Genomic DNA, 20,204 nt, shown 5'->3' on the forward strand with positions numbered 1-20,204 from the left:
CCGGCAGCGCCAGAGTTTGACCCCGTCCAGTGTCTCCATGCGGAGTTCCAGGACTCCCAGCCGCTCCGCTCCGTCGACCAGCGGCAGCCATAGGGAGCGGGCCTTCGACCTGGCCGTCATCGCGGCGGTGAAGCAGAACCTCGGCCTGGACCAGCCCATCTACATCCAGTACTGGGACTTCATCAAGGGGATCGTCGTCGGCGCCGACTACGACCTCGGCCCCACCACCGCGCACTGCAACGCGCCCTGCTTCGGCTACTCCTTCAAGGACCACCTCGAAGTCTGGCCGCAGCTCACCGACCGTCTGCCGGTCACCATCTCCCTGGCCAGCGGCGCGGCCGTGATCTGGCTGCTCTCCGGCGTCACCGCGGGCATCATCTCGGCGCTCAAGCCCGGATCGATCTTCGACCGGGCCGCCATGGGCGTCTCGCTCGCCGGCGTCTCGCTCCCCATGTTCTTCACCGGCCAGCTCGCCCTGCTGCTCTTCAGCTACAAGCTGGAGATCTTCGGCAGGACGTATGTGCCGTTCACCGAGAACCCCGCACAGTGGGCCAACACCCTGTTCCTCCCATGGTGTTCTCTCGCGCTGCTCTACTCGGCGATCTACGCCCGCCTCACCCGCTCCGGCATGCTGGAGACGATGAACGAGGACTTCATCCGCACGGCCCGGGCCAAGGGACTGCGCGAGCGGAAGGTCGTCGCCCGGCACGGGTTGCGCGCCGCGCTCACCCCGATCATCACTGTCTTCGGCATGGATGTCGGTCTGCTGCTCGGAGGTGCGCTGATCACCGAGTCGGTGTTCTCGCTGCACGGAATCGGCGAATACGCGGTCCAGGGGATCACGGCCAACGACCTGCCGCCGATCCTCGGCGTCACACTCGTGGCCGCCTTCTTCGTGGTGATCTGCAATCTCCTGGTGGACCTGCTGTACGCCGCCGTCGACCCGCGGGTGAGGCTCTCGTGACCGAACTGTCCAAGACCGGTGCCGCCGTGGGAGAGCCGGTGAAGTCCGCGGACTCGCCCGCCCCGGACGCCTTCCTCGAGGTCCGCGACCTCAAGGTGCACTTTCCGACCGACGACGGCCTGGTCAAGTCCGTCGACGGGCTCACCTTCCAGCTGGAGAAGGGCAAGACCCTCGGCATCGTCGGCGAGTCCGGCTCCGGCAAGTCGGTGACCTCGCTCGCGGTGATGGGCCTGCACCGCCAGGGCCCGCGCGGCAAGAACGTGCAGATGTCTGGTGAGATCTGGCTCGGCGGCAAGGAGCTCGTCGGCGCGGACCCGGACGAGGTGCGCCGGATGCGTGGCCGTGAGATGGCGATGATCTTCCAGGATCCGCTGTCCGCGATGCACCCGTTCTACACGGTCGGCAACCAGATCGTGGAGGCGTACCGCGTCCACAACAGCGTGAGCAAGAAGGCCGCCCGCAAGAGGGCGATCGAGATGCTCGACCGGGTCGGCATCCCCGAGCCCAAGAAGCGGGTGGACAGCTATCCGCACGAGTTCTCCGGCGGTATGCGCCAGCGCGCGATGATCGCGATGGCGCTGGTCAACAACCCCGAGCTGCTCATAGCGGACGAGCCGACCACCGCGCTGGACGTCACCGTCCAGGCGCAGATCCTCGACCTGATCCGGGATCTGCAGAAGGAGTTCGGCTCCGCGGTCGTCATCATCACCCACGACCTGGGCGTCGTCGCCGAGATCGCCGACGACATCCTGGTGATGTACGGCGGGCGCTGCGTCGAGCGCGGTCCGGTGGACGACATCTTCTACGCTCCCGAGCACCCGTACACCTGGGGGCTGCTGGGCTCGATGCCACGCATCGACCGTGACCAGACCGACCGCCTCATCCCGGTCAAGGGCTCGCCGCCCAGCCTCATCAACGTCCCCTCCGGCTGCGCCTTCAACCCGCGCTGCCCGTACGCGGATGTGCCCAAGGGCGGGATCACCCGCACCGAGCGCCCCGAGCTCCGCGAGGTCGGCAGCCGGCACTACTCCGCCTGCCATATGTCGCAGGAGGACCGCACGCGGATCTGGACCGAAGAGATTGCGCCGAAGCTGTGACCGAAACAAAGAAGACCGCTGAGGCCGTTGCCGTTCCGGAGCAGGCCACCGCCTCTCCCGAGCCGCTGCTCAAGGTGCAGGGCCTGGTCAAGCACTTCCCCATCAAGAAGGGGATCCTGCAGCGACAGGTCGGCGCCGTGAAGGCGGTCGACGGCATCGACTTCGACGTGCGCCGGGGAGAGACGCTGGGTGTTGTCGGCGAGTCGGGCTGCGGCAAGTCGACGATGGGCCGGCTGATCACCCGGCTGATCGAGCCCACGGGCGGCAAGGTTGAGTTCGACGGCAAGGACATCACGCATCTGAGCACGCGCGGGATGCGGCCGATGCGCCGCGATGTGCAGATGATCTTCCAGGATCCGTACGGCTCGCTCAATCCGCGGCACACGGTCGGTTCGATCGTGAGCGCGCCGTTCCGGCTGCAGGGCGTCGAGCCCGAGGGTGGGATCAAGAAGGAGGTCCAGGGGCTGCTCGAGCTGGTGGGCCTCAGCCCCGAGCACTACAACCGCTATCCGCACGAGTTCTCCGGTGGCCAGCGTCAGCGCATCGGCATCGCGCGTGCCCTCGCGCTCAAGCCGAAGCTGGTCGTGGCGGACGAGCCGGTCTCCGCACTGGACGTCTCCATCCAGGCGCAGGTCGTCAACCTGCTGGACGACCTCCAGGACGAGCTGGGCCTGACGTACGTGATCATCGCGCACGACCTGTCGGTGATCCGGCATGTGTCGGACCGGATCGCGGTGATGTACCTAGGCAAGATCGTGGAGCTGGCGGACCGCAAGTCGCTGTACGAGGCGCCGATGCACCCGTACACGAAGGCGCTGATGTCGGCAGTGCCGGTGCCGGACCCGCGGCGTCGCGGCGGCAAGAGCGAGCGCATCCTGCTGAAGGGCGACGTGCCGTCGCCGATCTCTCCGCCGACTGGTTGCCGGTTCCACACGCGGTGCTGGAAGGCGACGGAGATCTGCAAGAAGCAGGAGCCGCCGCTGATCGCGCTGCGACCGGGCCAGCAGGTGGCCTGCCACCACCCGGAGAACGCGGAGGACCAGGCGCCGGAGGATGTGGCGCTGGCGTCGGCGCGGGAGGCGATCGAGATCGTGGCGGCGACGCCGAAGTCGGCGGAGTCGGCGACGCCGGCGAAGGCGGTAGCGGGGGCGGAGGCCGGGGCGAGCCTTGCGAAGGCCGACGCGGCCGGGGCGGAGCCGGAGGCGGGCCTGGCCAAGGGCGACGCGGCCGAGGCTGCGGATGGCGAGGCCGCGCCTGCGGCGGACGCCGCCAAGGCGGGTCTGGCCGAGGCTGACGCCGACGCTGCCAGGACCGACAGTGACGAAGCCGACGCGGAGCCGTCGGGCGCCACGACGGCCGACGCCCAGGCCGCGCCTGTCGCGGGCGCCGACGCGGAGGGTGGTGCCGGCGGCAGCCAGGACCAGCCCTCCGAAGGCAAAGGCGCCGACAGCGCTGACGTCAACCGTCCCGAGGGCTCGGGGGACATCTCCAAGGAGTAGAACCGGCACAATCGTCCGGTGCTCCAAGAATTCTTCACGCCCTCCGTCCAGCACGCGCTCGACCTCGCCGGGATCTTCGTCTTCGCGATCTCCGGCGCACTGCTCGCCGTACGCAAGAACTTCGACGTCTTCGGCATCGCGGTGCTCGCAGAGGTCACCGCGCTGGGCGGAGGGCTTCTCCGTGACCTGATCATCGGGGCTGTCCCGCCGGCCGCCTTCACCGACCTCGGGTACTTCGTCATGCCGCTCGTGGCGACCGTCCTCGTGTTCTTCCTGCACCCGCAGGTCGAGCGCATCCAGGCCGGCGTCAATGTCTTCGACGCCGCAGGCCTCGGGCTGTTCTGCGTCACCGGCACCACCAAGGCGTACGAGTACGGGCTCGGTCTGACCGCGTCCGCGGCGCTCGGCCTCGCCACCGCCGTCGGCGGCGGTGTGCTGCGCGACGTACTGGCCAACGAGGTGCCCTCGCTGCTCCGCTGGGACCGCGATCTCTACGCCGTCCCCGCCATCGTCGGCGCGACCATGATCGTGCTCTGTATCCGCTTCGACGTGCTGAACGCGGCCACCAGTGGACTTGCCGTGGTGACCGCGTTCGTCCTGCGCCTGCTCGCGATGCGTTTCCACTGGCGGGCTCCACGCGCCTGGAACCGGCGCTCGGCGGCCGCCGAAGAGAGCTAGACCCCCTCCGGGGCGCCGCGTTCCGGCCGCGAGGGGGCAAAAAGCTACCGCTCAGTAATTGTCTGTTGTACCGTGCTGCCATGGCACAGGCAGTTCAGGCATCCATCGGTGACAGTGAGTTCGACCGCGACACCGCCGTCACCCTGCGCGCACCCGGCGTCTACGACGCGGAGCTCTCGGCGGGCTGGACGGTCATCAACGCCGTCAACGGCGGCTATCTGCTGGCCCTGCTCGGCCGCGCGCTGGGCGACGCGCTGCCGCACCCCGACCCGTTCACGGTCTCGGCGCACTATCTGAGCGCGTCCCAGCCGGGCCCCGCGGTGATCCGCACCGACGTCGTACGCACCGGGCGCACGCTCTCCACCGGTCAGGCGTCGCTGTTCCAGTACGGGGAGGACGGCGCTGAGATCGAGCGGATCCGTGTCCTCGCGACGTACGGAGACCTGGACGCGCTGCCCGACGACGTACGGACGTCGGCGAAACCGCCCGCCATGCCGCCGCTTCAGGACTGCCTCGGTCCGTCCGACGGCCCCGCGCCGAAGATCCCCGGCAGCTCGGCGATCACGGACCGCCTGAACATCGAGCTGGACCCGGCGACCGTTGGCTGGGCCGTGGGTGCGCCCTCCGGCAAGGGCGAGATGCGCGGCTGGTTCTCCCTCGCGGACGGCCGCGACGCGGACCCCTTCTCGCTGCTGCTCACGGTGGACGCGCTGCCGCCGACATCGTTCGAGCTGGGCCTGAAGGGCTGGACCCCCACGGTCGAACTCACCACGCACATCCGGTGCCGCCCGGCGCCGGGCCCACTGCGGGTCTCGATCGCGACCCGCAACCTGGCGGGCGGCTTCCTGGAGGAGGACGCGGAGGTCTGGGACAGTGCGGACCGGCTGGTGGCGCAGTCGCGCCAGCTGGCGAAGGCGCCGCGGGGCTGAGGGGACCCGCGCCGCCGCCTCGGTGGTCCAGCAGTACGCGACAGGCGCCGTCAGTCCAGCCAGTGCTGACGCCCGAGGCTGATCAGCCGCAACTGACGGCACGCCAGAGCGGCGCCAGGGACCCCGCTGCCCGGCCCGAGGCCCGGCGGGACGCCGACGGGATGGCCGTCGCCGTCCTCGTACTCGGCCTCGTCGGCCTGCTCGTGATGAACATCCTGCTCGGCCCGATCGCCGTCGTCCTCGCCGACATCTCCCTCCGGCGCGGCACCGCACGCCGCAGCCGCGCCCTCCTCGGACTCGCCCTCGGCCTCGCCGACCTGGCCGTCCTCGCCGTGCTCGTCACGTGAACGCAACGGTCGCATGGGGCTTCGGCAGCTGACGCCCGCAGCAAGGGGAGCGGCCCCCGCACGGCTGTACCCCCCTGCGCCGCGTCCGCGCCCCCGCCGTGCCTCGTAGAATCGTTGCCATCATGGCTTACCTCGACCACGCTGCGACCACTCCCATGCTGCCGGAGGCCGTCGAGGCGATGACCGCGCAGCTCACCACCACCGGCAACGCCTCCGCGCTGCACGCCGCCGGGCGCCGGGCCCGCCGAGCCGTCGAGGAGGCCCGCGAGACCCTCGCCGAGGCGCTCGGCGCGCGGCCCAGCGAGGTGGTCTTCACCTCCGGCGGCACCGAGGCCGACAATCTCGCTGTGAAGGGGCTGTACTGGCAGCGACGCGATGCCGACCCGGCCAGGACCCGGGTGCTGGCCAGCCCCGTCGAGCACCACGCCGTCCTCGACGCCGTCGACTGGCTCGGCGCGCACGAGGGCGCGAACGTCGAGTATCTGCCGGTGGACGCGTACGGACGGGTGCACCCCGAGGCCCTGCGCGAAGCCATCGAGCGCAACCCCGATGATGTCGCGCTCGCCACCGTGATGTGGGCCAACAACGAGATCGGCACTGTCATGCCGGTCAAGGAACTGTCCGCCGTGGCAGGGGAGTTCGACGTCCCGCTGCACGCCGACGCGGTCCAGGCCTTCGGACAGCTCGACGTCGACTTCGCCGCGTCGGGCCTCGCCGCCATGACCGTCTCCGGACACAAGATCGGCGGACCGTACGGCATCGGCGCGCTGCTGCTCGGCCGGGAGTACACCCCCGTCCCCGTCCTGCACGGCGGCGGCCAGGAGCGCCATGTCCGCTCCGGCACCCTCGACGCCCCCGCGATCGCCGCCTTCGCCGTGGCCGGCCGTATCGCCGCCGAGCGCCGTGAGGGCTTCGCCCGCGACATCGGCGCACTGCGCGACGGACTCGTCCAGGCCGTGCGCGGGGCAGTCCCGGAGGCGATCCTCGGCGGCGACCCGGACGGCCGCCTCCCCGCCAACGCGCATTTCACCTTCCCCGGCTGCGAGGGCGACTCCTTGCTCCTCCTCCTCGACGCCCAGGGCATCGAATGCTCCACAGGCTCCGCCTGCACGGCCGGCGTCGCCCAGCCCAGCCATGTCCTGCTCGCCACCGGCACCGACCCGGACCTGGCCCGCGGCACCCTGCGCTTCAGCCTCGGCCACACCTCCACCAAGGCGGATGTCGAGGCGGTCGCCGAGGCCATCGGCCCCGCGGTGGAACGGGCCCGTACGGCAGGGCTCAGCTAGCCCGCGCCGCCGCCTCGCGCGCCGTCGGCAGCGCTGCTCGTACGAGCGCGAGATAGCCGCTCCAGTCCCAGTGCGGCCCGGGATCGGTGTGGTCCGTGCCCGGCACCTCCACGTGCCCGATGATGTGCTCACGGTCGGCAGGTATGCCGTACCGCACACAGATCCCCGCCGTCAGCTGCGCCGAGGCCCGGTACATCGCGTCCGTGAAGCCGGCCGGCCGGTCCACGAAACCCTCGTGCTCTATGCCGATGCTCCGTTCGTTGTACGAGCGGTTCCCCGCGTGGAACGCCACGTCCAGCTCGCGGATCATCTGCGCCACATGCCCGTCCTTGCGCACGACGTAGTGCGTCGCCGCGCCGTGGCCCGGGTTCTTGAAGACCTTCAGGGCAGTCGGATAGCTGCCCTGGACGACATGGATGATCACGCGGTCGATGCGGTAGTCGTCGGGCCGGTCCGCCAGCCGCCAGTTCGCCCGCGACGCCGCCGTCCACTCCGCGCCCAGATGATCGAGCTCACCCTCTTTGCGAGGCTTCGCCATCCCCGGCAGCTTCCACCAGGCACGCCGTAGCTCGTCCTGCGCCAGCGCGCCGACACCGAGCACCACGACCCCTCCGCCGATCAACACGGCCCGCCGGCTGATTCCCCGCCCCTTGGCGCGCTTGTCGCCGCGCTTCGATTCGCTCCCCATGTGATGATCAACGCTTACTCGCGAGCTTTCGGTTCCCGCAGCCCCTTACTCTGGTAGAGCTATGACTCCTCAGACTCCCCAGCGCCCCCTCCGAGTGCTCGCCGCGATGTCCGGCGGCGTGGACTCCGCCGTCGCCGCCGCACGCGCCGCCGAGGCCGGACACGATGTCACCGGTGTGCACCTGGCCCTGTCCGCGAATCCGCAGTCCTTCCGTACGGGCGCGCGCGGCTGTTGCACCATTGAGGACTCGCGCGACGCCCGCCGCGCGGCGGATGTCATCGGCATCCCCTTCTACGTCTGGGATCTCGCCGAGCGCTTCCGCGAGGACGTGGTCGAGGACTTCATCGCGGAGTACGAGGCCGGCCGCACCCCCAACCCCTGCCTGCGCTGCAACGAGAAGATCAAGTTCGCGGCGCTGCTGGACAAGGCGCTGGCCCTGGGCTTCGACGCGGTGTGCACCGGCCACTACGCCACGGTCGGCATGGGCGAGGACGGCAGCCGCGAGCTGCACCGCGCCAGCGACATGGCCAAGGACCAGTCGTACGTCCTCGGAGTGCTCGACGAGCGCCAGCTCGCGCACGCGATGTTCCCGCTCGGCGACACCCTCACCACCAAGGACGAGATCCGGGCGGAGGCCGAGCGCAGGGGACTCGCGGTCGCCAAGAAGCCGGACAGCCACGACATCTGCTTCATCGCCGACGGCGACACCCAGGGCTTCCTGGCCTCGCGCCTGGGCACGGCGGAGGGCGACATCGTCGATGAGGCGGGTTCGAAGCTGGGCACGCACGACGGGGCCTTCGGCTTCACCGTCGGCCAGCGCAAGGGCCTGCGCATCGGCCACCCCGCCCCCGACGGCAAGCCGCGCTATGTCCTGGACGTCTCACCGGTGAACAACACGGTGACGGTCGGCCCGGTCGAGGCACTGGACGTCTCGGCCCTGACCGCGATCAAGCCCCGCTGGTGCGGGACGGCTCCGGCGGGCCCGGGGACGTACACCGCGCAGCTTCGCGCCCACGGCGGCGAGACACCGGTGACCGCCGAGCTGGTCGGCGAGGAGCTCCAGGTCTCCTTCGCCGAGCCGGTAAGGGGAGTGGCACCCGGCCAGGCGGTCGTGCTGTACGAGGGCACGCGTGTGGTCGGCTCGGCGACGATCGCGACGACGGAGCGGGCAGCCGCGTCCGTCGCCTGAACCTGACCCGGGAGGGTCAGGCGGCGAAGAAATCCGTCAGCACCGGGGCCAGCACCTGCGGCGCCACCTCGTGCGTCTGGCCGGTCAGCGTGCGGTGTCGGCCGCGGGGCAGGGCGTCGGCCACGGCGCGCGCCGCCTCCCGCATCCGGGCCGGGCTCGCGCCGCCGTCCACGACCATCGCGCGAGTGTGGAGCGCGCGCAGCCGGTCGACGGGGACCAGCCCGGTGCCCATGATCTCGTGGTCGTAGGCGAGGGTGTGCGCCACCGCCTCCAGCTCGGCCCACATCGGCGTCTGCCGCATTCCTTCGACGGCCGCGGGCGTTCCGACCTCCGTCATGAAGAGCGCGAGCGCATCGCCGCGCCGCCCCCGCGCCAGCAGATCGCGCAACCGGCCGACGTACGCGGCAGGCTCCTGTCCGGCCGTCGCGCTCGTCTCGAACGGCGGCTCGTAGACCGAGAGTTGGGTGATCGGCAGCCCGGCGGCCGCCGCTCTCAGCACCAGCTCGGCGCCCGATGACATACCGTGCACAAAGGCGCTGCCGCCCGCCTGGGCGATGACGGCCGCGAGATCCTCGATCTCGCGCTCGACGGCGTACGGCGCGGTGTCTCCGCTCGCACCCCGGCCGCGCCGGTCGTAGGTGAACACGCTGAAGTGCGAAGCGAGTAGTGCGGCCAGCGGCCCGTCGGTCGCTGCCGTGCACAGCGCTCCGCCGACCAGAACGACCGACGGGCCCTCGCCCCGCTGTTCGTACGCGATGAGCGTGCCGTCGCCCGACTCCGTCTTGCTCAGTGTTCTGCTCGTGCTGTCCATGAGAGCACTGACCGGCGTACGGCGCGGAACTCATCGCCCGGCCGTAAAACTCTTGGATTCTCCGGTCAGTCCTGGACGACCTCGGTGTCGTAGAAGCACAAATACCCCTTGATCCGGGCCACTTCGTCCTTGGGCTCCGGGTACGCCCACACCAGATCGGGTGCGTCCGGCAGCGACCAGTAGTCGGCGTCACCCTTGAACGGGCAGTGGGTGTGGGTGTCCGAGCGGGTGAGCAGTTCTGTGCGTACGTCCTGTGGGGGGAGGTAGTAGCGGACCGGCAGGCCCGTCTCGTGAAGCAGCAAGGGTCGCCGGCTCTCGGCGAGGAGCTGCCCGTCGTGCACGACCCGCACATGGTCCGTGCCCTGCTCGATGGTGATCGTGTGTCCTTCAGCCATGTCCGTCACAGCACCGTCCGGGCCGCACTTCTTCCCCCCCTGCCGCGACCTCATTGATATCAGCGGCTCTGCTGCGGGCGGAGGCGTGCGGTAGTGCGAGCATGTCCCGTATGGCTACACATCTGATCACCGGAGCCGGCTCCGGCATCGGCGCGGCCGTCGCGCGCCGACTGCACGAACGCGGTGACGAGCTCATCCTGCTGGCCCGCGACGCCGGCCGGGCCAAGGAGCTCGCCGCCGAGTACGAGGGCGCCCGCACGCTCGTCGCCGACCTGGCCGACCCGGACCGTATCTCCAGGGCGCTCGGCATGCAGCCGATGCCGGACCGCCTGGACTCCCTGCTGCACATCGCGGGCGTCGTCGACCTCGGCCCGATCGTCGAGCTCAGGCCCAAGACCTGGCACCAGCAGCTCAACGCCAATCTGGTCTCGCCCGCCGAGCTGACCAGGCTGTTCCTGCCCCAACTCCGGGCCGCTCAGGGGCATGTGCTGTTCGTCAATTCGAGCGCGGGCCTCCACGCCCATGCTCAGTGGGGCGCTTACGCCGCCTCCAAGCACGGGCTGAAGGCGCTTGCCGACTCGCTGCGCAACGAGGAGCACGGCAACGGTGTACGCGTGACGTCGGTCTACCCGGGCCGCACGGCCAGCCCCATGCAGGTCAAGGTGCACTCCCAGGAGGGCAAGGAGTACGACCCGTCCCACTGGATGGCCCCGGAATCGGTCGCGACGACGATCCTGGCGGCGCTGGATCTGCCGCGCGACGCGGAGATCAACGATCTGACGGTGCGGCCGGGGCGATGAACGCATTCCCATGGGGTCCCGCCACAGGTGTCGGATCCATGCCCGGCGGTGACGCGAGCGAGGCCGCGAAGACCGTCGCCGGGTCCTTCGAGGACTTCCCGTATCTGCCCGAGCTGCCCGCTCGTGGGCCAGGCGCCGACATGATCGGGCGGACCATCGGGCTGCTCGTCGAGATGTACGCGCATGTCGAGCCGAGCGGCTGGCGGATCAGCGACCGGCCGGGGCGCGAAACCCGCCGCGCCCGCTCCTGGCTCGGCGAGGACCTCGACGCGCTGGAGGAGTTCACCCAGGGCTACGTGGGCCCGCTGAAAGTGCAGGCCATGGGGCCGTGGACGCTCGCCGCAGCCCTGGAACTGCGGGGCGGAGAGGCCGCGCTGGGCGACCCCGGCGCCGTCCGGGACCTCGCGGGCTCGCTCGCGGAAGGGCTGCGGTCGCATCTGGCGGAGGTACGCCGCCGGGTGCCCGGCGCCCGCGTGGTGCTGCAGCTCGACGAGCCGTCGCTCACCGCCGTACTGCGTGGACAGATCAGGACCGCCAGCGGGTATCGCACCTACAGGGCTGTGGACCGCCAGGTCGTCGAGAGCACGCTGCGGGATGTGATCGGGGTGAGCGAGGAGCCCGTCACCGTCCACTCATGCGCGCCGGACGTGCCGTTCGCGCTGCTGCGCAGGGCCGGGGTCGCGGGCGTCTCGTTCGATTTCGGCCTTCTCACCGAGCGTGACGAGGAACAGATCGGCGAGGCGGTCGAGGGCGGTACGCAGCTGTTCGCGGGCGTCGTGCCGTCCACCGACGCTCCATTGTCAGACCCTGCCGGTAGCGTCATGGGTGTAAGGACGCTGTGGCGCAGGCTGGGGCTGAATCCGGGGACTCTCACCGAGTCCGTGGTGATCACCCCGGCGTGCGGGCTCGCGGGTGCGTCACCCGGGTACGCCCGCGCGGCGCTCGCGCACTGTGTCCGTGCCGCGAGATCGCTCGCGGACAACCCTGAGTAACGGGCTGAAGTAACGGGAGGACAAGACGGTGGCTGTCGAACAGCAAGGGCAGGTGCCCGCCGAGGCACGGGAGAAGCACGCCCGGCTGGCCGAGCAGGTCGAGGAGCACCGCTTCCGGTACTACGTGAAGGACCAGCCGGTCATCAGCGACGGCGAGTTCGACAAGCTGTTGCGCTCGCTGGAGGCACTGGAGGAGGAGTACCCCGAGCTGCGTACGCCCGACTCGCCGACGCAGAAGGTGGCCGGTCAGTACGAGACGGAGTTCACCGCGGTCGAGCACCGCGAGCGGATGCTCTCCCTCGACAACGCCTTCGACGACGAGGAGCTGGCCTCCTGGGCGGAGCGTGTCGCGCGCGAGGTCAACACCTCCGACTATCACCTGCTGTGTGAGCTGAAGGTCGACGGCCTCGCGGTCAACCTCACATACGAGAAGGGCCGGCTGACGCGGGCGGCGACCCGCGGCGACGGCCGCGTCGGCGAGGACATCACCCCCAATGTCCGGACCATCGCGGACATCCCGAACAGGCTCCAGGGCGACCGCATCCCGGATCTCGTCGAGATCCGCGGCGAGGTCTACTTCCCGATGGAGAAGTTCGAGGAGCTCAATGCCCGCCTGGTTGAGGCGGGTGACAAGCCCTTCGCCAACCCGCGCAACGCGGCGGCGGGTTCGCTGCGCCAGAAGGACCCGAAGGTCACGGCGGCCCGCCCGCTGCGCATGGTGGTGCATGGCATCGGCGCCCGCGAGGGCTTCGACATCGACCGCCTGTCGCAGGCGTACGGGCTGCTGCGCGAATGGGGCCTGCCCACCGCGCAGCACAACAAGGTGGTCGACTCCCTCGAAGGCGTACGGGAGTTCATCGCGTACTTCGGCGAGCACCGGCACTCCGTGGAGCACGAGATCGACGGCGTGGTCGTCAAACTCGACGAGATCCCGCTCCAGGGGCGGCTCGGCTCCACCTCGCGGGCGCCGCGCTGGGCGATCGCCTGGAAGTACGCGCCCGAGGAGGTCAACACCAAGCTGGTCAATATCAGGGTGGGCGTCGGCCGCACCGGCCGAGTCACGCCGTACGCCCAGGTAGAGCCGGTCACGGTCGCGGGTTCCGAAGTCGAGTTCGCCACGCTGCACAACCAGGACGTGGTCAAGGCCAAGGGCGTGCTCATCGGCGACACGGTGGTGCTGCGCAAGGCGGGCGACGTCATTCCGGAGATCCTCGGTCCGGTCGCGGATCTGCGGGACGGCAGCGAGCGGGAGTTCGTGATGCCGGCCGAGTGCCCCGAGTGCGGCACGGCGCTGCGTCCCATGAAGGAGGGCGACGTCGACCTGCGCTGCCCCAACGCCCGCTCCTGCCCCGCCCAGTTGCGTGAGCGCCTCTTCTATCTCGCCGGACGCAAGTCGCTGGACATCGAGAACTTCGGCTATGTGGCCGCGGCCGCGCTCACCAAGCCGCTGGAGCCGCCCACACCGCCGCTGACCGACGAGGGCGACCTCTTCAACCTCACCATCGAGCAGCTGCTGCCCATCAAGGCGTACGTCCTGGACCAGGACAGCGGATTGCCCAAGCGCGACCCGAAGACGGGCGAGGAGAAGGTCGTCACGGTCTTCGCCAACCAGCTCGGCGAGCCGAAGAAGAACGCCCTGGCGATGCTGGAGAACATCGCGGCGGCCAAGGAACGCCCGCTTGCCCGGATCATCACGGGTCTGTCCATCCGTCATGTCGGCCCGGTGGCGGCCGAGGCGCTGGCCCGGGAGTTCCGGTCGATCGAGCGGATCGAGCAGGCCACCGAGGAGGAGCTGGCGGCCGTCGAGGGCGTCGGGCCGACCATCGCAGCCTCGCTCAAGCAGTGGTTCGAGGAGGACTGGCACCGCGAGATCCTGCGCAAGTGGCGGGCGGCGGGCGTCCGCATGGAGGAAGAGGGCGGGGGCGAGGACGAAGGGCCGCGGCCGCTGGAAGGACTCACCGTCGTCGTCACCGGCACTTTGCAGAACTACACCAGGGATGGCGCAAAAGAAGTCCTCCAGAGTCTCGGCGCGAAAGTGGCCGGTTCTGTTTCGAAGAAGGCGGCCTTCGTGGTTGTCGGTGACAACCCCGGTTCCAAGTACGACAAAGCGATGCAGCTGAAGGTGCCGGTCCTGGACGAGGAGGGCTTCGCCGTACTTCTCGAACAGGGCCCTGACGCGGCCCGTGAGGCCGCTGTGCCTGCAGAGGCGTAACGGAGGGGGCGTGCGCGGGGCTCGGGAGGGGCTCGTACGGGAGCCCGAAGGGGGCGCACGGGGCGGGAATCAGACGTCGGAAGCCGGGTCCGAACGACCGGTACTGGTCACCCGTTCAGCGCATACCAGATGGATAAGGGTGGCCAGGTCGCATTCGGGCAAGAGCTGTAGAGCGCTGCCCGTCCGAGCCTCCTGCGGCCTACTGTTGAGATGTGCGCCTGTCGTGCACGGCTGCGTGGTGGGATCACAGTCGTGGTGGCATGACAACGGGAGCCATCGCGAGGCATCGGCACCGCCGGCTGTGAGAGGGACGGGAATGAAACCGACCGAGAGCGCCGCCCGGGTCTCACGGCCGCGTGGAGTGGCGGCCCTTGCGGGCACGACGCCGGGGCTGCCCGTCGCCGTCGTCGTTTGCGCAGCGGCCTTGCTTGCCACCGGCATCGTCAGTGCGGTGCGGGAGGGCCGCGCACTCTTCCCCAACTCCACGGTTGGCTGGTCGCTCGCCGTCCTCACCGGGATCATCGTGGGCCACCTGGTCGCGCTCGGCCGCGACCGCTGGTGGGGCGGCACCGGATCGGGCGCCGCCCTCACCCTCGCCTCCCTGTTGCTCTTCGGCTGGGTGCCCGCCGGACTTGTCAGCCTCGCCGTCGTCGCCCTGGTCGGCGCGGCCCGCAGACACCGCTGGCGCCACGGCCTGCTGCACGGCTCCGTGGACATCCTCGGTATCGCCGCGGCGGCGCTCGTCCTCGCTGTGTTCGGGGTGCATCCGAGCGTCGAGCAGCCCTGGTCGCCACTCGACTGGGGTATCCCGGCAGTCCCCGAAGTGATGCTCGCGGCCACCACCTATCTCGCGGTCACCCGGCTGCTGCTGTGGTATGTGCTGGTCCCGCAGGCGGGCGGCCTGCCCACCGCGGCCCGTATGGCCCTGCTGAGGCAGGGCCTTGTCGCGGTCGCCCTGCTCGGCATCGCCCCGCTGATCTGTGTCGTCGCGGTCGCGCTGCCCTTGCTGCTGCCGCTGTTCGCCGTACCGCTGATCGCCCTGGACTCCACGCTCTGGATCGCCAGGGCCAGGGCCGAGGAGCAGCTTCGCGATCCGCTGACCGGGTTGCCCAACCGGCAGTGGCTGCTGGAGCGGACCTGGGCCGCCCTGGAGGACGCCGAGGGTAACAGCGCCCGTTCCGCTCTCGTACTGATTGATCTCGACCGGTTCCGTTCCGTCAATGACACGCTCGGCCATCTCGCGGGCGACCGGCTGCTCCTGCAGATAGCCGACCGGCTGCGGCTCGCCCTGCCGCGCGGCGCGGAGGCGGCCAGGCTCGGCGGCGACGAATTCGCCGTACTGCTCCCCACCGCCGACTCCACCACCAGCGCCCAGCGCGTCGCCCGCAATCTGGTGGCCGAGCTGTCGTCGCCCCTCGACCTGGACGGTCTCACCCTCGTCCTGGAGGCGAGCGCCGGCGTCGCCGTCTTCCCTGAGCACGCGCATGACGCGGAGGGCCTGCTGCGGCGCGCGGACGTGGCGATGTACCAGGCGAAGCGGGACCGCACGGGCGTGGAGGTGTACGAGTCCAAGCGGGACAGCAACACCCCCGACCGGCTCGGCCTGCTGGGCGACCTGCGCCGGGCGCTGGACGCCGGCGACGTGGAGCTCCACTACCAGCCCAAGGTCCGCTTCGACGGCCATGTCGCGGGCCTGGAAGCCCTGGTCCGCTGGGTCCACCCGGAGCGGGGCCGGGTCTCCCCGGACGAGTTCATCGCCATCGCCGAGTCCTCGGGGCTGATGCCGTATCTGACGGAGTACGTGCTCGATACGGCTCTCGCCCAGGTCGCGAAGTGGCGCGCGCAGGGGTTGAACGTGCCGGTCGCCGTCAATGTCTCGCCGCGCGATGTGCACACCCCCGGCTTCGCCGGATCCGTCGCCGCGCGCCTCGCCCGGCACGGCGTCCCGCCGGGCGCCCTCCAGCTGGAGATAACGGAACACGTCCTCCTCGAGGACCCGCAGCGTGCCGCCGACACCCTCGCCGGGCTGACCGAACACGGCGTCAAGATGTCCCTGGACGACTTCGGCACCGGCTACTCCTCCCTTGTGCATCTGCGCCGCCTCCCCGTCAGCGAGCTCAAGATCGACCGCTCGTTCGTCGCCCGGCTCGCCGTCGACGACGAGGACGCGGCGATCGTCCGCTGCACCGTGGACCTGGCCCACTCGCTGGGCCTGCTGGTGGTCGCCGAGGGCGTCGAGGACGACGAGACCTGGGAGCGGCTGCGCGATCTGGGCTGCGACGCCGTACAGGGCTGGCTGGTCGCGGCCGCGATGCCGCCGCAGGAGACCACCGCATGGCTGCGGGCCAGGGGCGAGCGGGGCTGGCATCGCGCGACCGAGCTGCCGGCGGCCACCCCGACGGATGCGGACGAGCCGTCGGGCCAGGTCGTCCCGTAAGCCTCAGCGGCCCGTGGTGGGGCTCTGGAGGGCCCGGAGCGGCCGGAATTTTTCAGCCCGTCCGGGCCGTATGAAGACGGGGGGACTGGGGGTCCGGCCCCACCCGCCAGGGCGTAGGGGGAGGGTCTGGGGCGGAGCCCCGGCAAACACGTCGGGCCGTCGCTGTGGCCCCGGCCGCATAACCGTTTAGTGGGCAGCGGCCCGCGCCCCATAGGATTGGGCCAAACCACACACACTCACCCCTGAGGATCGCTGCATGCCTGGCATTACGCGCGAGGAGGTCGTCCACCTCGCCCGGCTGGCGCGTCTGGAGCTGAAGGCCGAAGAGCTCGACCACTTCGCCGGACAGCTCGACGACATCATCGGCGCGGTCGCCCGCGTCTCCGAGGTCGCCGACCAAGACGTACCCCCGACCTCCCACCCGCTGCCGCTGACCAATGTCATGCGCCCGGACGAGGTCCGTCCGTCGCTCACCCCCGAGCAGGCGCTCACCGGCGCCCCGGCCCAGGAGCAGCAGCGTTTCAAGGTGCCGCAGATCCTGGGGGAGGACTAATCACCATGACGGACATCATCAAGCTCACCGCGGCCGAGATCGCCGCGAAGGTCGCAGCCGGCGAGCTGACGGCCGTCGAGGTCACCGAGGCTCACCTGGCCCGGATCGACGCCGTCGACGAGAAGGTGCACGCCTTCCTGCACATCGACCGTGAGGGCGCGCTCGCGCAGGCCCGCGCGGTGGACGCAAAGCGCGAGGCGGGCGAGAAGCTTGGTCCGCTGGCCGGCGTTCCGCTCGCGCTGAAGGACATCTTCACCACCGAGGGCATCCCGACCACGGTCGGCTCGAAGATCCTCGAGGGCTGGATCCCTCCGTACGACGCGACGGTGACCAAGAAGCTCAAGGCCGCCGGCATCGTCATCCTCGGCAAGACCAACATGGACGAGTTCGCCATGGGGTCCTCGACCGAGAACAGCGCGTACGGCCCGACGGGCAACCCGTGGGACCTGACCCGTATCCCCGGCGGCTCCGGCGGCGGCTCCTCCGCCGCCCTCGCCTCGTACGAAGCACCGCTCGCCATCGGCACGGACACCGGCGGCTCCATCCGCCAGCCCGCCGCCGTCACCGGCACGGTCGGCGTCAAGCCCACCTACGGCGGCGTCTCCCGCTACGGCATGGTGGCGTTCTCGTCCTCCCTGGACCAGGGCGGCCCCTGCGCCCGTACGGTCCTGGACGCCGCGCTGCTGCACGAGGTCATCGCCGGTCACGACCCGCTCGACTCGACGTCCATCGACGCCCCGGTCCCGCCGGTCGTCGAGGCCGCGCGCAACGGCTCGGTCGCCGGAATGCGCGTCGGTGTCGTCAAGCAGTTCTCGGGCGAGGGCTACCAGGCCGGTGTCGTCCAGCGCTTCAACGAGTCGGTGGAGCTGCTGAGGTCGCTCGGCGCGACGATCGTCGAACTGGACTGCCCGTCCTTCGACCTCGCGCTCTCCGCGTACTACCTGATCGCGCCGTCCGAGTGCTCGTCCAACCTGGCCCGCTTCGACGCCATGCGCTACGGCCTGCGGGTCGGCGACGACGGCACGAGGTCCGCCGAGGAAGTCACCGCACTGACCCGGGCGGCCGGCTTCGGCGACGAGGTCAAGCGCCGCATCATGCTCGGCACGTACGCGCTCAGCTCCGGCTACTACGACGCGTACTACGGCTCCGCGCAGAAGGTCCGTACTCTCATCACCCGGGACTTCGAGAAGGCTTTCGAGCAGGTCGACGTGATCGTCTCGCCGACCACGCCGACCACCGCCTTCCCGATCGGCGAGCGCGCCGACGACCCGATGGCGATGTACCTCGCCGACCTGTGCACCATCCCGACCAACCTGGCCGGCAACGCCGCGATGTCGCTGCCCTGCGGCCTCGCGCCGGAGGACGGACTGCCGGTCGGTCTGCAGATCATCGCCCCCGCCATGAAGGACGACCGGCTGTACAAGGTCGGCGCCGCCGTCGAGGCCGCCTTCGTGGAAAAGTGGGGCCACCCGCTGCTTGAGGAGGCACCGTCGCTGTGAGCACTCTTGCCAAGGCCAAGGGCTTCAAGAAGTCCAAGACCGGTACGTACCTGTCCATCGGCACCACCGCGTTCGGCGCGCTGAGTGTGATCAAGCAGGCCAGGAAGGCCCGCACCGACAACGACACGCTCCGGCTGATCGATGCCGCCGTATCCGCTGCCGCCATTGTCACCGGCCTGGCCCTGCTCTACCGCGAGCTGAAGCGCCTGGGCGACGACGACGTCCTGCTGGGCTGAGAGGGAAAGTTTCACCGTGACCGTCACTGAACTGGTGTCGTACGAGGACGCTCTCGCGGCGTACGACCCCGTCATGGGCCTCGAAGTCCATGTCGAACTCGGCACCAAGACCAAGATGTTCTGCGGCTGTTCGACCGAACTGGGCGCTCCGCCCAACTCGCAGACCTGCCCCACCTGTCTCGGCCTGCCCGGCTCACTCCCGGTCGTCAACGCGATCGGCGTCGAATCGGCCGTCAAGATCGGCCTCGCGCTCAACTGCGAGATCGCCGAGTGGTGCCGCTTCGCCCGGAAGAACTACTTCTATCCGGACATGCCGAAGAACTTCCAGACCTCGCAGTACGACGAGCCGATCGCCTTCAACGGCTATCTGGACGTCCAGATGGAGGACGGCGAGGTCTTCCGCGTGGAGATCGAGCGCGCGCACATGGAGGAGGACACCGGCAAGTCGACGCACGTCGGCGGCGCCACCGGCCGTATCCATGGCGCGTCCCACTCGCTGCTGGACTACAACCGCGCCGGCATCCCGCTGATCGAGATCGTCACCAAGCCGATCGAGGGCGCGGGCGAGCGTGCGCCGGAGGTCGCCAAGGCGTACGTCGCGGAGCTGCGCGAGCTCATCAAGGCGCTCGGCGTCTCCGAGGCGCGCATGGAGCAGGGCCAGATGCGGTGCGACGTCAACCTGTCGCTGCGCCCGCACGGCGTCGAGAAGTTCGGCACGCGCTCCGAGACGAAGAACGTCAACTCGCTGCGCAGCGTCGAGCGTGCGGCCCGGTTCGAGATTCAGCGGCACGCCGCGGTGCTCTCGTCCGGCGGCACGATCATCCAGGAGACCCGTCACTTCCACGAGGAGGACGGCTCCACGACGTCCGGCCGGGTGAAGGAAGAGGCCGAGGACTACCGGTACTTCCCGGAGCCCGACCTGGTGCCGATCGCGCCGCCGCGCGAGTGGGTCGAGGAGCTGCGGGCGACCCTGCCCGAGCTGCCGCGGGTCCGCCGGAACCGGCTGCGCGAGGAGTGGGGCGTCTCCGAGCACGACATGCAGTCGATCCTCAACGCGGGGGCGGTCGACCTGATCGCCGCCACGATCGAGGCGGGCGCGGATGCGGCTTCCGCGCGCAAGTGGTGGATGGGTGAGCTGGCCCGCCGCTCCAACGAGGACGGCATCGAGCTCGCCTCGCTCCCGATCACGCCGGCCCAGGTGGCCCGGGTGGCCGAGTTGGTCGCTGCCGGCGACCTCAACGACAAACTGGCCCGCCAGGTCATCGAGGGCGTGCTCGCGGGCGAGGGCGACCCGGACACCGTCGTCGAGAAGCGCGGCCTGAAGGTGGTCTCGGACGAGGGCGCGCTCGGCGCGGCCGTCGACGAGGCGATCGCGGGCAACGCGGCGATCGCCGACAAGATCCGCGGCGGCAAGATCGCGGCGGTCGGCGCGCTGGTGGGTGCGGTCATGAAGACCACCCGCGGCCAGGCGGACGCGGCGCGCGTGAAGGAGCTGATCCTGCAGAAGCTCGGCGTCGAGGCCTGACGACGAGCAACAGCAGGGCGGTCATGTTCGGGAACAGGTTGAACTGCTGGAAGACCATGCCGATTTG

Annotated in this window: 19 protein-coding genes; 16 read left to right on the top strand and 3 right to left on the bottom strand. The window is 70.2% G+C overall.

Annotated elements, in window-relative coordinates; translation table 11 throughout:
* The first annotated feature begins 37 nt into the window (after positions 1-37).
* From ACWDO5_RS29775 to ACWDO5_RS29805, 7 genes are all read left to right on the top strand, one after another.
* The gene (locus ACWDO5_RS29775) at positions 38-964 is read left to right on the top strand and encodes an ABC transporter permease (RefSeq protein ID WP_450533520.1); all 927 of its coding nucleotides are present in this window, start codon (positions 38-40) and stop codon (positions 962-964) included.
* Complete coding sequence (locus tag ACWDO5_RS29780; protein WP_450533502.1) at positions 961-2,061, top strand: ABC transporter ATP-binding protein; 1,101 nt, start codon at positions 961-963, stop codon at positions 2,059-2,061. Before ACWDO5_RS29775 ends, ACWDO5_RS29780 begins: the two co-directional genes overlap by 4 nt.
* Entirely contained in the window at positions 2,058-3,560 is a 1,503-nt protein-coding gene (locus ACWDO5_RS29785; RefSeq protein ID WP_450533503.1) for a dipeptide ABC transporter ATP-binding protein, read from the top strand. Before ACWDO5_RS29780 ends, ACWDO5_RS29785 begins: the two co-directional genes overlap by 4 nt.
* An 18-nt stretch (positions 3,561-3,578) precedes the next feature.
* Positions 3,579-4,238: a trimeric intracellular cation channel family protein gene (locus ACWDO5_RS29790; protein WP_450533504.1), complete on the top strand. Its 660-nt coding sequence runs from the start codon at positions 3,579-3,581 to the stop codon at positions 4,236-4,238.
* A gap of 80 nt (positions 4,239-4,318) precedes the next feature.
* On the top strand, positions 4,319-5,167 hold the full coding sequence (locus tag ACWDO5_RS29795; protein WP_450533505.1) for a thioesterase family protein: 849 nt from the start codon (positions 4,319-4,321) through the stop codon (positions 5,165-5,167).
* Positions 5,168-5,229: 62 nt separating this feature from the next.
* Positions 5,230-5,514 carry a DUF4190 domain-containing protein gene (locus ACWDO5_RS29800; RefSeq protein WP_450533506.1) on the top strand — a complete coding sequence of 95 codons (285 nt, stop codon included), beginning with the start codon at positions 5,230-5,232 and terminating at the stop codon, positions 5,512-5,514.
* A 122-nt stretch (positions 5,515-5,636) separates the two neighbouring features.
* On the top strand, positions 5,637-6,800 hold the full coding sequence (locus ACWDO5_RS29805) for a cysteine desulfurase family protein (RefSeq protein WP_450533507.1): 1,164 nt from the start codon (positions 5,637-5,639) through the stop codon (positions 6,798-6,800).
* Here the strand turns inward: ACWDO5_RS29805 and ACWDO5_RS29810 are convergent.
* The gene (locus ACWDO5_RS29810) at positions 6,793-7,488 is read right to left on the bottom strand and encodes an N-acetylmuramoyl-L-alanine amidase (protein ID WP_450533508.1); all 696 of its coding nucleotides are present in this window, start codon (positions 7,486-7,488) and stop codon (positions 6,793-6,795) included. The genes ACWDO5_RS29805 and ACWDO5_RS29810 overlap by 8 nt on opposite strands.
* A gap of 61 nt (positions 7,489-7,549) precedes the next feature.
* Between ACWDO5_RS29810 and mnmA the strand changes: the two genes are divergently transcribed.
* Positions 7,550-8,677, top strand: coding sequence for a tRNA 2-thiouridine(34) synthase MnmA (mnmA, locus tag ACWDO5_RS29815; protein ID WP_450533509.1), 1,128 nt, complete (start codon positions 7,550-7,552; stop codon positions 8,675-8,677).
* Between the two features lie 16 nt (positions 8,678-8,693).
* Here the strand turns inward: mnmA and ACWDO5_RS29820 are convergent, their stop codons facing one another.
* Entirely contained in the window at positions 8,694-9,488 is a 795-nt protein-coding gene (locus tag ACWDO5_RS29820) for an alpha/beta fold hydrolase (protein ID WP_450533510.1), read from the bottom strand.
* Positions 9,489-9,553: 65 nt separating this feature from the next.
* Positions 9,554-9,883, bottom strand: coding sequence for a DUF427 domain-containing protein (locus ACWDO5_RS29825; RefSeq protein ID WP_450533511.1), 330 nt, complete (start codon positions 9,881-9,883; stop codon positions 9,554-9,556).
* Positions 9,884-9,993: 110 nt separating this feature from the next.
* Between ACWDO5_RS29825 and ACWDO5_RS29830 the strand changes: the two genes are divergently transcribed.
* From ACWDO5_RS29830 to gatB, 8 genes are all read left to right on the top strand, one after another.
* Positions 9,994-10,683, top strand: coding sequence for an SDR family oxidoreductase (locus tag ACWDO5_RS29830; protein ID WP_450533512.1), 690 nt, complete (start codon positions 9,994-9,996; stop codon positions 10,681-10,683).
* Positions 10,680-11,675: a methionine synthase gene (locus ACWDO5_RS29835; protein ID WP_450533513.1), complete on the top strand. Its 996-nt coding sequence runs from the start codon at positions 10,680-10,682 to the stop codon at positions 11,673-11,675. The genes ACWDO5_RS29830 and ACWDO5_RS29835 overlap by 4 nt, the downstream gene beginning before the upstream one ends.
* Before the next feature lie 28 nt (positions 11,676-11,703).
* Positions 11,704-13,887 (top strand): NAD-dependent DNA ligase LigA, encoded by a 2,184-nt coding sequence (ligA, locus tag ACWDO5_RS29840; protein ID WP_450533514.1) that lies wholly within the window; start codon positions 11,704-11,706, stop codon positions 13,885-13,887.
* Positions 13,888-14,203: 316 nt separating this feature from the next.
* A complete protein-coding gene (locus ACWDO5_RS29845; RefSeq protein WP_450533515.1) occupies positions 14,204-16,324 on the top strand; it encodes a putative bifunctional diguanylate cyclase/phosphodiesterase in 2,121 nt (706 codons plus the stop codon).
* A 256-nt stretch (positions 16,325-16,580) separates the two neighbouring features.
* The gene (gatC, locus tag ACWDO5_RS29850; RefSeq protein ID WP_450533516.1) at positions 16,581-16,877 is read left to right on the top strand and encodes an Asp-tRNA(Asn)/Glu-tRNA(Gln) amidotransferase subunit GatC; all 297 of its coding nucleotides are present in this window, start codon (positions 16,581-16,583) and stop codon (positions 16,875-16,877) included.
* Positions 16,878-16,882: 5 nt separating this feature from the next.
* On the top strand, positions 16,883-18,376 hold the full coding sequence (gene gatA / locus ACWDO5_RS29855) for an Asp-tRNA(Asn)/Glu-tRNA(Gln) amidotransferase subunit GatA (protein ID WP_450533517.1): 1,494 nt from the start codon (positions 16,883-16,885) through the stop codon (positions 18,374-18,376).
* Complete coding sequence (locus ACWDO5_RS29860) at positions 18,373-18,612, top strand: hypothetical protein (RefSeq protein WP_450533518.1); 240 nt, start codon at positions 18,373-18,375, stop codon at positions 18,610-18,612. Before gatA ends, ACWDO5_RS29860 begins: the two co-directional genes overlap by 4 nt.
* 16 nt (positions 18,613-18,628) lie before the next feature.
* Positions 18,629-20,137: an Asp-tRNA(Asn)/Glu-tRNA(Gln) amidotransferase subunit GatB gene (gene gatB / locus ACWDO5_RS29865; protein WP_450533519.1), complete on the top strand. Its 1,509-nt coding sequence runs from the start codon at positions 18,629-18,631 to the stop codon at positions 20,135-20,137.
* Positions 20,138-20,204: the final 67 nt, after the last annotated feature.

It is taken from the genome of Streptomyces sp. NPDC000880 (assembly GCF_053599675.1).

Excerpts from the sequence above, each read along its gene's own strand:
- ACWDO5_RS29805 (WP_450533507.1), top strand. The coding sequence starts at position 5,637 with ATGGCTTACCTCGACCACGCTGCGACCACTCCCATGCTGCCGGAGGCC.
- ACWDO5_RS29795 (WP_450533505.1), top strand. The coding sequence starts at position 4,319 with ATGGCACAGGCAGTTCAGGCATCCATCGGTGACAGTGAGTTCGACCGC.
- ACWDO5_RS29845 (WP_450533515.1), top strand. The coding sequence starts at position 14,204 with ATGAAACCGACCGAGAGCGCCGCCCGGGTCTCACGGCCGCGTGGAGTG.
- ACWDO5_RS29775 (WP_450533520.1), top strand. The coding sequence starts at position 38 with ATGCGGAGTTCCAGGACTCCCAGCCGCTCCGCTCCGTCGACCAGCGGC.
- gatA (WP_450533517.1), top strand. The coding sequence starts at position 16,883 with ATGACGGACATCATCAAGCTCACCGCGGCCGAGATCGCCGCGAAGGTC.
- ACWDO5_RS29835 (WP_450533513.1), top strand. The coding sequence starts at position 10,680 with ATGAACGCATTCCCATGGGGTCCCGCCACAGGTGTCGGATCCATGCCC.
- ACWDO5_RS29825 (WP_450533511.1), bottom strand. The coding sequence starts at position 9,883 with ATGGCTGAAGGACACACGATCACCATCGAGCAGGGCACGGACCATGTG.
- mnmA (WP_450533509.1), top strand. The coding sequence starts at position 7,550 with ATGACTCCTCAGACTCCCCAGCGCCCCCTCCGAGTGCTCGCCGCGATG.
- ACWDO5_RS29820 (WP_450533510.1), bottom strand. The coding sequence starts at position 9,488 with ATGGACAGCACGAGCAGAACACTGAGCAAGACGGAGTCGGGCGACGGC.
- ACWDO5_RS29830 (WP_450533512.1), top strand. The coding sequence starts at position 9,994 with ATGGCTACACATCTGATCACCGGAGCCGGCTCCGGCATCGGCGCGGCC.
- gatC (WP_450533516.1), top strand. The coding sequence starts at position 16,581 with ATGCCTGGCATTACGCGCGAGGAGGTCGTCCACCTCGCCCGGCTGGCG.
- ACWDO5_RS29810 (WP_450533508.1), bottom strand. The coding sequence starts at position 7,488 with ATGGGGAGCGAATCGAAGCGCGGCGACAAGCGCGCCAAGGGGCGGGGA.